Origin of the sequence: Pseudomonas sp. N40(2020), from assembly GCF_014472415.1 — a bacterium.
GTDB lineage: Bacteria > Pseudomonadota > Gammaproteobacteria > Pseudomonadales > Pseudomonadaceae > Aquipseudomonas.
Genome location: NZ_JACSZV010000027.1, coordinates 14,497 through 27,850 on the forward strand (window position 1 = coordinate 14,497; position 13,354 = coordinate 27,850).

The 13,354-nt window shown below is 58.7% G+C and carries 13 protein-coding genes; 5 read left to right on the forward strand and 8 right to left on the reverse strand.

All coding sequences use genetic code 11. The features are described 5' to 3' along the window. Positions 1-25 precede the first annotated feature (25 nt). On the forward strand, positions 26-1,321 hold the full coding sequence (gene gbcA / locus IAI51_RS17715; RefSeq protein ID WP_187679656.1) for a glycine-betaine demethylase subunit GbcA: 1,296 nt from the start codon (positions 26-28) through the stop codon (positions 1,319-1,321). A gap of 67 nt (positions 1,322-1,388) precedes the next feature. Here gbcA and IAI51_RS17720 read toward each other — a convergent pair whose 3' ends face one another. The 8 genes from IAI51_RS17720 to IAI51_RS17755 all read right to left on the reverse strand — a co-directional run bounded on the left by IAI51_RS17720 (position 1,389) and on the right by IAI51_RS17755 (position 11,412). Continuing rightward, on the reverse strand, positions 1,389-1,676 hold the full coding sequence (locus IAI51_RS17720; protein ID WP_187679657.1) for a hypothetical protein: 288 nt from the start codon (positions 1,674-1,676) through the stop codon (positions 1,389-1,391). Between the two features lie 26 nt (positions 1,677-1,702). Further along, complete coding sequence (locus IAI51_RS17725; RefSeq protein WP_187679658.1) at positions 1,703-2,329, reverse strand: hypothetical protein; 627 nt, start codon at positions 2,327-2,329, stop codon at positions 1,703-1,705. 1,306 nt (positions 2,330-3,635) lie between these two features. Continuing rightward, the gene (locus IAI51_RS17730; protein WP_187679659.1) at positions 3,636-4,406 is read right to left on the reverse strand and encodes an electron transfer flavoprotein subunit beta; all 771 of its coding nucleotides are present in this window, start codon (positions 4,404-4,406) and stop codon (positions 3,636-3,638) included. Positions 4,407-4,415: 9 nt separating this feature from the next. Next, complete coding sequence (locus IAI51_RS17735; protein WP_187679660.1) at positions 4,416-5,636, reverse strand: electron transfer flavoprotein subunit alpha/FixB family protein; 1,221 nt, start codon at positions 5,634-5,636, stop codon at positions 4,416-4,418. Then, complete coding sequence (dgcB, locus tag IAI51_RS17740; RefSeq protein ID WP_187679661.1) at positions 5,636-7,585, reverse strand: dimethylglycine demethylation protein DgcB; 1,950 nt, start codon at positions 7,583-7,585, stop codon at positions 5,636-5,638. Before dgcB ends, IAI51_RS17735 begins: the two co-directional genes overlap by 1 nt. A gap of 164 nt (positions 7,586-7,749) precedes the next feature. Beyond that, positions 7,750-9,810, reverse strand: coding sequence for a dimethylglycine demethylation protein DgcA (gene dgcA / locus IAI51_RS17745; protein WP_187679662.1), 2,061 nt, complete (start codon positions 9,808-9,810; stop codon positions 7,750-7,752). 15 nt (positions 9,811-9,825) lie between these two features. After that, positions 9,826-10,356 (reverse strand): DUF5943 domain-containing protein, encoded by a 531-nt coding sequence (locus IAI51_RS17750; RefSeq protein WP_005792152.1) that lies wholly within the window; start codon positions 10,354-10,356, stop codon positions 9,826-9,828. 78 nt (positions 10,357-10,434) lie between these two features. Continuing rightward, positions 10,435-11,412 carry a dipeptidase gene (locus IAI51_RS17755; RefSeq protein WP_187679663.1) on the reverse strand — a complete coding sequence of 326 codons (978 nt, stop codon included), beginning with the start codon at positions 11,410-11,412 and terminating at the stop codon, positions 10,435-10,437. 234 nt (positions 11,413-11,646) lie between these two features. Between IAI51_RS17755 and IAI51_RS17760 the strand changes: the two genes are divergently transcribed. The 4 genes from IAI51_RS17760 to IAI51_RS17775 all read left to right on the forward strand — a co-directional run bounded on the left by IAI51_RS17760 (position 11,647) and on the right by IAI51_RS17775 (position 13,255). Beyond that, entirely contained in the window at positions 11,647-12,048 is a 402-nt protein-coding gene (locus IAI51_RS17760; protein ID WP_187679664.1) for a lysozyme inhibitor LprI family protein, read from the forward strand. A gap of 200 nt (positions 12,049-12,248) precedes the next feature. After that, complete coding sequence (locus tag IAI51_RS17765) at positions 12,249-12,503, forward strand: type II toxin-antitoxin system RelE family toxin (protein ID WP_187679665.1); 255 nt, start codon at positions 12,249-12,251, stop codon at positions 12,501-12,503. Next, a complete protein-coding gene (locus IAI51_RS17770; RefSeq protein ID WP_187679666.1) occupies positions 12,487-12,810 on the forward strand; it encodes a helix-turn-helix domain-containing protein in 324 nt (107 codons plus the stop codon). Before IAI51_RS17765 ends, IAI51_RS17770 begins: the two co-directional genes overlap by 17 nt. 28 nt (positions 12,811-12,838) lie before the next feature. Further along, positions 12,839-13,255, forward strand: a complete 417-nt coding sequence (locus IAI51_RS17775) for a DUF3010 family protein (RefSeq protein WP_187679667.1) — start codon at positions 12,839-12,841, stop codon at positions 13,253-13,255. Positions 13,256-13,354 lie beyond the last annotated feature (99 nt).

Below are 13,354 nucleotides of genomic sequence, written 5' to 3' on the forward strand. Positions count from 1 at the left end.
GCAGATGGCCATGAGGATCACATCGATGGACGTCACCGCAAAAATCAGCCTGGGCGATCCGCTGGAACCCGCACGCAAGGCCACCGCACAGATGCTGCAGGAGCGTGAGCGCACTTTCTCGCTGCCGCAACCGTTCTACAGCGACGAGCGGCTGTTCGATATCGACATGCAGGAGATCTTCCAGAAAGAGTGGTTGATCGCCGGCATGACCTGCGAGATCCCGGCCAAGGGCAACTACATCACCCTGCAGATCGGCAAGAACCCGATCATCGTCATTCGTGGCGCTGACGGCGTCGTCCATGCCTTCCACAACGTCTGCCGCCACCGTGGCTCGCGCCTGTGCACCAGCGACAAGGGCAAGGTCGCCAAACTGGTCTGCCACTACCACCAGTGGACGTATGAGCTGGACGGTCGCCTGTTGTTCGCCGGCACCGAAATGGGCGCCGACTTCGACATGAAGGAGTACGGCCTCAAACCGGTGAACGTGAAAACCGCCGGCGGCTACATCTTTATCAGCCTGGCGGAGAACCCGCCGGCCATTGATGACTTCCTGTCGACGCTGAACCACTACATGGAACCGTACGACATGGAGAACACCAAGGTGGCGATCACCACCACCTTGATGGAAAAGGCCAACTGGAAACTGGTGCTGGAAAACAACCGCGAGTGCTACCACTGCAACGCCTCGCACCCGGAACTGCTGAAAACCCTGCTGGAATGGGACGACGTTACCGACCCGCGCGCCGATCAGGCGTTCAAGGATCACGTCGCCGCCTCCGCCGCTGCCTGGGAAGCCGAGAAGATTCCTTACGCCCACGCCAGTTTCGGCCTGCGTAACCGCATCGTGCGCATGCCATTGCTCAAGGGCACCGTGTCGATGACCCTCGACGGCAAACAGGGCTGCGCCAAACTGATGGGCCGGATCAAGAACCCGGACCTGGGTTCGATGCGCATCCTGCACCTGCCGCACTCATGGAACCACTGCATGGGCGACCACATCATCGTCTTCACCGTGTGGCCGATCAGCGCGCAGGAAACCATGGTCACCACCAAGTGGCTGGTGCACAAGGATGCAGTGGAAGGCGTGGATTACGACGTCGAGCGTATGCGCCAGGTGTGGGACGCGACCAACGATCAGGATCGTCGTCTGGCCGAAGAGAACCAGCGTGGGATCAACTCCACGGCATACCAGCCTGGGCCGTACTCGAAGACTTATGAGTTCGGTGTGGTGAACTTTGTGGATTGGTACAGCGAGCGCCTGCTGAACAACCTCGGCGCCGAGCCTGCGCCTTACCTCAAGGGTGTTCCTGTCCAAGGTTGAGAACCGACGGGAAGGTGAATAAAAAACCGCGAGCATGCTCGCGGTTTTTTTTGCTATAGCGCAACGGTTACCAGTTCCAGTTTTTGATAATGCTTTGCGCCGCCTCAAAGATACTATTTATATCGGAGGCACTCGGTGGCCGTTTATAGTCCGGATCGACTTTTCGCTGCAGCTCATCGTACAAACTATCAATCTTCTCCTCGGTTCGTTTCTTATCGCGCTGACGAAGAACTTCGAGCTTTGCTTTATTATCGTCAAGCGCTCTATTTTCTTCGATATTGAAAGCACGACACCACTCACCTTCGATTGGATCAATAAACGGTGGAGGTCCGATCGGTTTGACAGGCTTGATCATTAGTCACCTCACATCCCTCAAACAGATCAGGAAAACCAACCACTGATCCAGTTGATGACCGAGTTGAATGTACTGGTGATCTTCTCCCAGACATTTTTTAACCAGCTCAGGATTTTCTGGCCAATTTCGGTAAAAAACGCACCGATCTTATCGAGCACGCTATTGAACAGACCGCCGAAAAGATCCATAAACCCAACAACCGCGTCCGCGCTGCCAGGGAACTTGTCGATCTCACCAATGGCAGCGTCGTACATCTTATCGATGCGTTCCGCCGCTGACTTAAGATCGCGGTTACGCAACTCCTCAAGTTTGTCCTTATAGGATTTGGTATCGGTCGAGCCTGAGTTCTGGAACGTCTCAGTCGCTTTGGTCAGCTCCTGCTCCGACTGGTTCGACTGCCCATCACCAGCCTCCTTGGCCAGCGGCTCCAGCCTTTTTACGGCTGGATCATTGGAACTGGTGTTCAGATATAGACTGCGCAGGTGAAGATGCTGCAGGTGAGGTGAAGCCATCAATACACCTCGGGCCGCCCCCGTGGAGAGTTGCTTCGCATGCACGCGCATTTCGTTCAGCAGTTCGACATAAGCCTCTTTCGACGGAGCAACAGCGGCGTCGGCGACTGATTTGATTTTGGACTTGGCAGCTTCAGACATTTTAGAACTCCTTGTAGTGTCGTATGAATTGCACTTCTATCGTGCTCAGGCTGACAAGTGCCGCCTCACACGCCGGCAACACTTATCAAAAACGTGAATAAAGTCCACCCGCGCACTTGCTCCATTCGAACACGTCGAAAGTGCGCAGAGAAAAATTTATTTAAAACGAAGCGAACATATAAGCGCGAACGCCTTCCATAGCCAAACTCCTGTACTGGGACAAGAATAAAACAATGAACAACCTTGTTCATTTACTCGCGTGAGGCCAATTAAAGCTGCGGCAATCAACCCTGTCAAACCGCCCGATAGAACTATCGGAACCAGAGCATCGTTAAATTAAATATATGCAAAAACTTATTAAAAACGCTCGCGCATAGCAGCGCCTGCACTTGATCGACAAGCGCAAGCATTCGCGGATCGGCGAGTTACGGAATCACTTGGATGACCACCTCACACTGCCTCTCTCAGAACCTGATGTGGATAAGTGACGGCTGTCCTTGCGCCATTGCAGTGAAGTCAGCTGCGTATTCGACTCCAAGGCAACGCTCTAGAAATGTATGAAATCTGATCAATCGCCGTTAGGACTATGCGTGGCGGGGCTTGCAGGGTTTGGCGAACAAGTTATCCACATAGCCACCCACAGCAATTGGGGACAACTGTGGATGAGTTGGAAAAACATCGGTGAATAAGTGAAGAAAAAACGTGACTTATCCAGAAGCATGGTTTGGGATAAGCACTGGATGTTTTTTGATCAATTATCTACAAGCCACGTATTAATTGGCCTGTAGCGGATAGCGAACACGTTATCCACAGAAGCGCCAACAGAGTTCGGGGGTAACTTTGCGGGTGCTGTGGAAAAGCATCCAAGACTGTGAAAAACCGGGCGCTATAGAGAGGCGATCGGGTGAGAATCCGCGATTTGATCAGTTTTTGACCAATCTCTTGAAAGCCACGTTCTATAAGGCGCTCAGCAGATAGCGAACATCTTATCCACAGAAGCGCCAACAGAGATTGAGGGCAACTTGCGCAGTTTTCCAGCGAAAAAAGCGTGGAAAAACCGTTAGTTAGGCTGGTTGTTTTTTGATCTGAGCCTTGCAGGGCTTGATTGGCGTGGGGTGCAGGGATGGGCGAACACGTTATCCACAGATTGGCCAACAGGGATTGTGGGTAAACAGCACGATCTCGCGATACGCTCGGTTTATAGGTAGGAGCTGCGGCACGCTGCGATCTTTTGACCTTGATTTTGAAGATCAAAAGATCGCAGCCTCGTTTCAATCGACAGCTCCTACAGGGGCTTTGCAGGGTGTCAGCGGACGACGCCTTCTTCGATCAGCAACTTGAGAATCGCCTCAGCCCCGGCCTGGGCAGTCACCCCTTTCAACACCTGCCCACCGCCGCCACTGGCCTTGGCCGTAGCAGCCTTCATCCGATCAGCGCCACTCTTGGCCTTGATCACTTTCAAGCGTTTCGGCCGAGGCTTGGCCGGTTGCAGTGTCGCTACCACGAGCAATTCGTCGTCCAGCACTTCCACGTCTTCGGCATTCAACTCACCGCGACGTGCCGGCCCATATGCACTCTGCCGAGGCTTCGGTGCGGCGTTATCCACAGTCGCCAGAAACGGCAGCCGCACCTTCAACCGCCGCCGCTGCCCGCGCGGCAACGCTTGCAGCACCAGCGCCGAACCGTCATTGATCGACTCAACCTGCGCCAACCCCACCACCAGCGGCCAGCCCAGGCCTTCGGCCAGCAGAAAAGGCAGCATCCCCGAGCCTTCACCGGTTTCAGCCTGGCTACCGGTCAGCACGACCTGCGCACCGGCATCACGTAGATACGCGGTCAGTGCCGGCAATGCATCGGCGCCTGCCGGTTGTTCCAGCACATGCATCTGCTCAAGGCCCATGCCCAGATAGGCGCGCAATGCGGGTTCCGCAACATCGCCGGCATGCAGCACTTGCAGGTTATCCCCAGCCAGTTGCAGGCCCAGCTCCACGGCACGGGCATCCTGTTCGGCGCGGCGTGGCCGGCCGGAGGTCGGGTGGGCGCCGATTGAAACCAAACTGATGATTTTTGTGTTCATAGCCGTTCCTTAAGCCGCATCGCGCTTGGCATCGTTGCGGTAAGCCTCAACCGCCGCAATCAAGGCCTGAAGAATCTCCGCGCTCTCGCCAATCACCGACAGGTCCGCGCGTTTGATCATGTCGCAACCCGGATCGAGGTTGATCGCCACGACTTTGTCGCAGGCACCGATGCCTTGCAGGTGCTGGATCGCCCCGGAAATCCCCACGGCGACATACACCCGCGCCGTAACCCAGGTGCCGGACGCGCCGACCTGCCGGTCGCGCGCCATGAAGCCGTCGTCCACCGCCACCCGCGAGGCGCCTTCAGTAGCGCCCAGTGCAGCGGCGGTCTGGTGGAATAGCGCCCAGTCCTTGACCCCGTTACCGCCGGAGAAAATGAACTCGGCTTCGGCCATTGGAATCGCCGCCGGATCGACTGCCACCGCGCCTAGATCTTCAATGCGCGACAGACTGCGCGCGACGCTTGTGGATAACTCCACGGGCAGCGCTTCGTGACGGGTTTCGCTGACAGGTTCGGCACATTCGGCCGAGGCCAGAATCAACCGCGCAACGGGACGCGCCAAATCCTGCAGGCCAGCGCCAGCGCGGCCGATGCATTCCTGATCCTTGACCTGCCACACACGTGTCGCCGGGCGTTCGCCCAATGCCGCAGCAAAGCGTCGACCGAGTTCACCGCCACCGCTGCGGCTGTCCGGCAGCAGCCAGTGACGCGGGTTGAACTGGTTATCCACAGCGCGCAAACCTTGCACACGCTGCTCCGGTGCGTAACCGCTGAATTCCTCGCCCTCCAGCACCAGCAAGCGATCGACGCCTGCGGTGGCGAAAGCGTTTTCCTTGTGCTCGCCGAAGACCACGGCCAACACCGCGCCGTCGTTGCCTGCCAGTTGATGGGCGAGGCCGAGCAAATCGCGATCATGGCTGCTCAAGCGGCCGCCGACCATGTCCGGCACCACGCTGATGTAGAACGCCGGGGCCGGCACTTGATGCAGCGGCAGTTGCACCTCAACCGTGGCCGAGCGTTTGACCGCCCCGCCCTGCTGCGCGCCGCTGCGGTCGATGCGTTTGAGGCCGTTCGGGCCGATAAAACCAATGCCATGCAGATTCTTACGGATGACGCCATTGGGGCCCATCCAGCTGTGCTGCGCCGGTTGCATGGCCGCGTGCAATGGATGCAGACGGTTACGGGCAATCCATTCGGCGCGCGGGTCGCGGCGGATAATGTCGCTCATCAGTGGGCCTCCGCGGGTTCACGTTTGGCCGGCGCAGTCGGCTTGCCTGGCGCGGCGTCTTCAAGCAGGGCGTCGGCCACCAGTTCAGCGATGTCCTTGATCAGCGGACGCGGTTCAACCACGCCTTCGAGCATCGCCGTGCACTGTGGACAACCCACGGCCACCAGCTCGGCGCCGGTCTCGCGGATGTCGTCCATGCGCATGTCGGGGATGCGTTGCTTGCCCGGAATGTCGGTGATCGGCGCACCGCCACCGCCGCCGCAGCAGCGCGAACGGAAGCCGGAACGTTGCATCTCTTTCACTTCGATACCCAGCGCGCGCAGCACTTCACGCGGCGCTTCGTACTCGCCGTTGTAGCGGCCGAGGTAGCACGGATCGTGATAGGTCACGCTGTTGCCTTTGTGCTGACCGAGGTTAAGCGCGCCGGCCTCAATGATCTCCGCCATGTACGTGCTGTGATGCTGCACCAGGTAGTTGCCATCAAAGGCGCCGTATTCGTTTTTCAGCACATGGAAACTGTGCGGATCGCAGGTAACGATGCGGTTGAAGCTGTATTTGGCCAAGGTCTGAATGTTGCGTTTGGCCAACAACTGGAAGGTTGCTTCGTCGCCCAGACGGCGGGCGACGTCGCCACTGTCTCGCTCTTCGAGCCCCAGTACTGCGAAGTCGACCTTGGCCGCTTTCAGCACTTTGACGAAAGCACGCAGGGTGCGCTGGTTGCGCATGTCGAAAGCGCCGTCGCCAACCCAGAACAGCACGTCGGTGGATTTCTTTTCGCTCAGCAAATTGAGGTTCAGATCCGCCGCCCAGTTCATCCGCCCGCCCGGAGCGAAACCGCCCGGGTTGTCGGTGGCGATCAGGTTTTCCAGGACTTCGGCGCCCTTGTTCGGCGTCGCGCCTTTTTCCAGCGTGAGGTGACGACGCATGTCGACGATGGCGTCGACGTGCTCGATCATCATCGGGCATTCCTCGACGCAAGCGCGGCACGTGGTGCACGACCACAGGGTTTCGGCATCGACCAGACCGTTAACGATTGGTTGATGTGGATTACCTGAATGCTCGCCAATCGGTTTGCCCGGATACGGACTGCCAGCGAAGTTGGCGTCAGTGCCGCCAGCGAGGCCGACGACCATGTCCTGAATCAGCTTTTTCGGGTTCAGCGGCTGGCCGGCAGCGAAGGCCGGGCACGCCGCTTCGCACTTGCCGCACTGCACGCAGGCGTCGAAGCCGAGCAACTGGTTCCAGGTGAAATCCTTGGGTTTTTCCACGCCCAGCGGCGCGGAGGGATCGTTGAGGTCCAGCGGCTTCAAACCGGTCGACCGGCCGCCGCCAAAACGCTCGGCGCGACGGTGCCACGCCAGGTGCAGGGCACCGGCGAAGGCGTGTTTCATCGGCCCGCCCCAGGTCATGCCGAAGAACAATTCCGACACGCCCCACAGCACACCGACGCCGAGAATTACCGCCAATATCCAGCCGCCGAAGTTTTCCGGGAGGATCCCGGCCACCGGCAAGGTCACCAGAAAGAACGACGCCGAGAACGCCAGCAGGCTTTTCGGCAAGCGCATCCACGGGCCTTTCGACAACCGTGCCGGCGGGTTACGTCGACGCAGGTAAACGAAGATCGCGCCGACGAACATCACCGCCGTCATCAGCAGCAACGCGTAGCCGAGGATGCGGTTATGCAGGCCGAAACCGTGCACCAGAATCGCCAGCACAATCGACGCCACCGCGCCGCCGGCCGTGGCCACGTGGGTGTTGGCGATGTATTTGTCCCGCGCCACCACATGGTGCAAGTCGACCATGTAACGCTTGGGCATGGCGAACAGGCCACCGATCAGGTCGACCTTCGAGGCTCGGCCCCGACGCCACATGGCCACCCGCCGCAACGCGCCGAGGACACCAAGGCCCAGGGCTGCGAACAACAGGATTGGAAGAAGGGTGTTCAACATAGGTGAAGCTCCCACCAGTACAGCCTGGAGAAACACGGGCGTTCGATGATCGTTCCCACGCTCTGCGTGGGAATGCATCCCGGGACGCTTCGCGTCCCAAAGCGGACGCGGAGCGTCCATTGCGGCATTCCCACGCAGAGCGTGGGAACGATCAGTTCAGCGGCTTAGAAATCCTTGCAGAGGCGCAGTGCGTCGTAGATCGCAGCGTGGGTATTACGCTGCGCCACGCAATCGCCGATGCGGAACAACAAGTAGCCGTCACCCGTGGTACTCAGCGATGGCTGCGGCTTGATTGCGAACAGTGCGTCGATGTCGATCTGGCCCTTGTTGCGCGAACCGTCCTTGAGCCCGTAATACAGCTCTTCGTCCGGACGCACGCCGTTTTCCACCACCACCTGATCGACCACCCGCTCCTCTTTGGCGCCGGTGTATTCGTTCTCCAGCACGGCGACCAGTTTGTCGCCTTCGCGGTAGACCTTCTCCAGCATCATGTCGCCGGTCATGATCACTTCTTTCGGGTACATGCTGCGGTAGTAGGTCGGGAACGACGTACCGCCAATGGCCACGCCCGGTTTGATGTCGTCGGTGACGATCTCGACCTGGCTGCCCTTGTCAGCGAGGAAGTCGGCAACCGACATCCCGGTGAACTCGCAAATGGTGTCGTAGACCAGCACGTTCTTGCCCGGCGCGACCTTGCCGTCGAGCACGTCCCAACTGCTGACCACCAGCCCTTCGGCGGCGCCCCAGTGTTCGTTCTGCTCAAGGAACGGATGCCCGCCGACCGCCAGCACCACCACGTCCGGACGCAGATCGAGGATGGTCGCCGCGTCGGCAGCCGTCCCCAGACGCAGATCGACTTTCAAGCGCGCCAATTCCAGCTGGAACCAGCGGGTGATGCCGGCAATCTGGTCGCGCTGTGGTGCTTTCGAAGCCGTGGTGATCTGCCCGCCGATGAATTCCTTCTTCTCGAACAGGGTCACGTCGTGGCCTCGTTCGGCAGACACGCGCGCCGCTTCCATTCCGGCAGGACCGGCACCGACCACCACCACTTTGCGTTTGACGCCCGTGGACTTCTCGATGATGTGCGGCACGCCCATATATTCACGGGAGGTCGCGGCGTTCTGGATGCACAGCACATCCAGCCCTTGGTACTGGCGGTCGATGCAATAGTTGGCGCCGACGCACTGTTTGATCTGGTCGATCTGGCCCATCTTGATCTTGGCGATCAGGTGCGGGTCGGCAATATGCGCGCGGGTCATGCCGACCATGTCGACGTAACCGCCTTCCAGAATGCGCGTAGCCTGGTTCGGGTCCTTGATGTTCTGCGCGTGCAGCACCGGCGCTTTCACCACTTCCTTGATCCCGGCGGCCAGATGCAGGAACGGCTCCGGTGGATAACTCATGTTGGGGATTACGTTGGCCAGGGTGTTGTGGGTGTCGCAACCCGAACCGACCACGCCGATGAAGTCGATCATGCCGGTGTCGTCGTAATACTTGGCGATCTGCTTCATGTCTTCGTGGGACAAGCCGTCCGGGTGGAACTCGTCACCGCACAGACGGATGCCGACACAGAAATCGTCGCCGACTTCCTTACGCACAGCCTTGAGCACTTCCAGACCAAAACGCATGCGGTTCTCGAAGCTGCCGCCCCATTCGTCGGTGCGTTTGTTGACGCGCGGGCTCCAGAACTGGTCGATCATGTGCTGGTGCACAGCCGACAGTTCAACGCCGTCCAGCCCGCCAGCCTTGGCCCGCGCGGCAGCGGTGGCGTAGTTGCCGATCACCCGCCAGATTTCTTCCGGCTCGATGGTTTTGCAGGTCGCGCGGTGTACCGGTTCACGGATGCCCGACGGCGACAGCAGGGTCGGCCAGTGCTCGCCGTCCCAACGCGAGCGGCGGCCCATGTGGGTAATCTGGATCATGATCTTGGCGCCATGCTTGTGCATGGCATCGGCCAGATTCTGGAAGTGCGGGATGATCCGGTCGTCTGCCAGGTTGACCGATTTCCACCAGCCTTGCGGGCTGTCGATGGCCACGCTGGAGGAGCCACCGCAAATCGCCAGGCCGATGCCGCCCTTGGCTTTCTCTTCGTAGTATTTGACGTAGCGATCGGTGGTCATGCCGCCGTCGGTCGCGTAGACCTCGGCGTGCGCGGTACTGAGCACGCGGTTGCGGATTGTCAGTTTGCCGATCGGGATCGGCTGGAACATTGCTTCGAAAGCCATGGCGGGTTCCTCGACTTACAACGGCTTGACGGTGAACAGGCCGTCGTCGTGGCCTTCTTCGGAGCCACCGTAGACTTGCTCGGCAACGGTGCGAATCTTGCTGCCGCGAGCCTCAAGAATCTGATCCATGGCACCGGCAAACCAACCGGTGAACATGTAGTCGACCTTGCGCCCGACCTTGCCGTACACGTAGACGAACGCCGAGTGTTCGAGCTTGACGCTGGCGGTGCCTTTGTCGAGGTCGATGTCCTGGATCTTGAACAGGCCCCAGCCGCGTTGCGACAGGCGCTTCATGTAATGCTCGAACACCGCAACGCCTTCCAGGCCGTGGCATTCGGCTTCTTTTTCACACCAGTGCCAGGCGGACTTGTAGCCGGCCTTGTAGAGAATTTCGGCGTAGGCGTCGGCGCCCAGCACTTCTTCGATGCCCATGTGGTTGTTGACGAAAAAGTGGCGCGGCACGTACAGCATCGGCAGGGCGTCGGAGGTCCAGACACCGGTTTCGCTGTCGACTTCGATTGGCAATTGCGGGGCGATCTTGGCCATGGAAACTTAACTCCAGAAAATTTGGTTTGTTGCCCCTGGCGCGGACGGCCGGAGGAAAGGATTCAGAAGTGCAGCGGCTTATTCGCCCCAGACGTCCTTTAGGACGTTCACCCAGTTCTCGCCCATGATCTTGCGCACCACGTGCTCGGAGTGGCCACGCTTGAGCAGGGTTTCAGTCAGGTTCGGGAACTCGCCGACGGTGCGGATGCCCAGCGGGTTGATGATCTTGCCGAAGCTGGTCAGACGGCGGGCGTAGCCCTTGTCGTGGGTCAGGTATTCGAAGAAGTCCTGGCCATGGCCCTGGGTGAAGTCGGTGCCGATGCCAATGGAATCTTCGCCAACGATGTTCATCACGTATTCGATGGCTTCGGCGTAGTCGTCGATGGTCGAATCGATGCCCTTGGCGAGGAACGGCGCGAACATGGTCACGCCGACAAAACCGCCGTGGTCGGCAATGAACTTGAGCTCTTCATCGGACTTGTTGCGCGGGTGCTCTTTAAGACCCGACGGCAGGCAGTGGGAATAGCAGACCGGTTTTTTCGATTCGAGGATGACTTCCTCGGAGGTCTTGGAGCCGACGTGGGACAGGTCGCACATCACGCCAACGCAGTTCATCTCGGCAACGATCTCGCGACCGAAGCCCGACAGGCCGCCGTCACGCTCGTAGCAACCGGTGCCGACCAGGTTCTGGGTGTTGTAGCACATCTGCACGATGCCGACGCCGAGCTGCTTGAACACCTCGACATAGCCGATCTGGTCTTCAAACGCGTGGGCATTCTGGAAGCCGAACAGGATGCCGGTCTTGCCTTGCTCTTTGGCACGACGAATGTCGGCGGTGGTGCGTACCGGCATCACCAGGTCGCTGTTTTCGCGGATCAGCTTCTGGCTGGCAGCGATGTTGTTCACGGTCGCCTGAAAGCCTTCCCACACTGACACGGTGCAGTTGGCCGCCGTCAGACCGCCCTTGCGCATGTCTTCGAACAGCTCACGGTTCCATTTGGCAATGATCAGACCGTCGATAACGATGCTGTCGGCGTGTAATTCGGCTGGGCTCATCAGGCGTCCCCTTATTGGCGATTCATGCGCCGAATCGTCTGCCGGCGCTTTGGGGCCAGCATATGCCTCGGTGCCGGGGCGACCGGGTGCAAAAACGACAGGGGAATTGCCGAAAGCGTCAATCCGCGACAAAGGGTCACCAAGCGGCCCGACCAGCCACCTGTTCAAGCCTGCAAGCTTGAGCCAGAATCTCCCGCATCTTGGAAACACCACTGGATTAGAGCGGCGACATCAATGAAATCGATCTTCCTGGCTTTGGCTTTGATTGCGACCGGCGTACACGCCGCTGAAGAGTCCGACAACAACCCGTGCGACGCAGTCGAAAGCGACGTCCAGACCCTGGAATGCTCGACCTACAGCCGCACCACCGCCGAAGACCTGCTCAAAGACAACTACGCCAGCCTCGCCGAACGCATGCAAACCGCGTACGGCAAGAACCCGGCGCAGCTGGCCGACATCACCACCAAACTCAAAACCGCCCAGCAGCAGTGGCTGAAGACGCGGGATGCAGATTGCGCGGTGGAAGCCTTCCCGGCCACCGAAGGCAGCAAGGCGTTCAAGATTGCGCAAAATGACTGTGTGGCGCGGATGAGCGATGAGCGGTCGGAGTTTTTGGAGTCGATTGGGCAGGAGTAATCCTGAAAGCTGGAACTGCCTCCGGCTTTCAACCCCACACTCCTCTCTTCCTACAAATTACTCCGACATCGCCTACACAAATTGCTTGAATGCCTAAAACGAAGGGCCTTCCACGCAACATGCGGTCAACGATTGTTGATTGGCCACCGGAAAAATATAAGTAAAGATTCGCGAATCTTATAAAAGACTTATATTCTTCCATGAACAGCATCCACTGGACTCGAAAGGCCGTTAAGCAACTCCTGAAATTGCACACCGCACATCAGGCGCAGGTTCGGGATGCCGTTACGGCGCTTGCCGACATGCCTGATGTTGGCAATGTCAAAGCACTGATAGGCCATGACTACGCCTACCGCCTGCGCGTCGGCAATTATCGAGTCATGTTCGATTGGGATGGCGCAATCAAAGTGGTCAGTATTCAAGAGGTCAAAAAACGCGATGAACGCACCTACTGACATCCAAATCATCAACGATGCCGAGGGTAACCCCGCCTTCGTAGTCATTCCCTACGCTCAATACGTCGCACAGAAGACGCAGCCCGATCTGATCCCGCATGAGGTGGTCAGTCGAATGGTCGACGGGGCGACACCGATCCGCGCCTGGCGCGAACACCTGAACCTAACTCAGGAAGAAGTGGCGAAACGTCTGGGAATTTCCCAGCCGGCGTTCGCTCAACAGGAAACGGTAGCGAAGCCACGCAGGACGACCCGCGAGAAAATTGCAGCAGCATTCGGCATCACGGCCAATCAACTTGAGTTGTAGGCTGCCCTCTTCATTCAAAGGAATTCCCATGAACATCTGCGGCATTGAAATCAAAGGCAGCGAAGCGATCATCGCCGTGGCCGCTCTCGACGGTTCGACCCTGAGTCACGTCGCCCTCAGCACCAAGAAAATCGCCCTCGACGATGACGACGAGGCGGCCAACGTCAAGCGCTTCGCCGCGCAGGTGGCGTCGTTTGTGCGGGAGAATTCGATTGACCGGATCGCGATCAAGAAGCGCAGCAAGAAGGGCGAGTTTGCCGGCGGGCCGACCACGTTCAAGATAGAGGGTGTGTTTCAGTTGCTTGATAGCTGCGAGGTGACGTTGTTGTCACCGCAGACGATCAATGCCCAGGCCAAGAAGCACAATTTTGAACTGCCGGGGACGCTGAACAAGTATCAGCATGAGGCTTACAAGGCGGCGTGTTCGGCGTTGGTGAAGAAGTAATCCGATTCCCGACATTACATTGGAACCTGTGGGAGCGGGCTTGCCCGCGATGGCGGTGTGTCAGGCAATAACAATGTTGGATGTGCTGGCCTCATCGCG

Bases quoted from the DNA above. Each gene is read 5' to 3' on its own strand.
- gbcA (WP_187679656.1), top strand. From the start codon at position 26: ATGGACGTCACCGCAAAAATCAGCCTGGGCGATCCGCTGGAACCCGCA.
- IAI51_RS17720 (WP_187679657.1), bottom strand. From the start codon at position 1,676: ATGATCAAGCCTGTCAAACCGATCGGACCTCCACCGTTTATTGATCCA.
- IAI51_RS17725 (WP_187679658.1), bottom strand. From the start codon at position 2,329: ATGTCTGAAGCTGCCAAGTCCAAAATCAAATCAGTCGCCGACGCCGCT.
- IAI51_RS17730 (WP_187679659.1), bottom strand. From the start codon at position 4,406: ATGAACACAAAAATCATCAGTTTGGTTTCAATCGGCGCCCACCCGACC.
- IAI51_RS17735 (WP_187679660.1), bottom strand. From the start codon at position 5,636: ATGAGCGACATTATCCGCCGCGACCCGCGCGCCGAATGGATTGCCCGT.
- dgcB (WP_187679661.1), bottom strand. From the start codon at position 7,585: ATGTTGAACACCCTTCTTCCAATCCTGTTGTTCGCAGCCCTGGGCCTT.
- dgcA (WP_187679662.1), bottom strand. From the start codon at position 9,810: ATGGCTTTCGAAGCAATGTTCCAGCCGATCCCGATCGGCAAACTGACA.
- IAI51_RS17750 (WP_005792152.1), bottom strand. From the start codon at position 10,356: ATGGCCAAGATCGCCCCGCAATTGCCAATCGAAGTCGACAGCGAAACC.
- IAI51_RS17755 (WP_187679663.1), bottom strand. From the start codon at position 11,412: ATGAGCCCAGCCGAATTACACGCCGACAGCATCGTTATCGACGGTCTG.
- IAI51_RS17760 (WP_187679664.1), top strand. From the start codon at position 11,647: ATGAAATCGATCTTCCTGGCTTTGGCTTTGATTGCGACCGGCGTACAC.
- IAI51_RS17765 (WP_187679665.1), top strand. From the start codon at position 12,249: ATGAACAGCATCCACTGGACTCGAAAGGCCGTTAAGCAACTCCTGAAA.
- IAI51_RS17770 (WP_187679666.1), top strand. From the start codon at position 12,487: ATGAACGCACCTACTGACATCCAAATCATCAACGATGCCGAGGGTAAC.
- IAI51_RS17775 (WP_187679667.1), top strand. From the start codon at position 12,839: ATGAACATCTGCGGCATTGAAATCAAAGGCAGCGAAGCGATCATCGCC.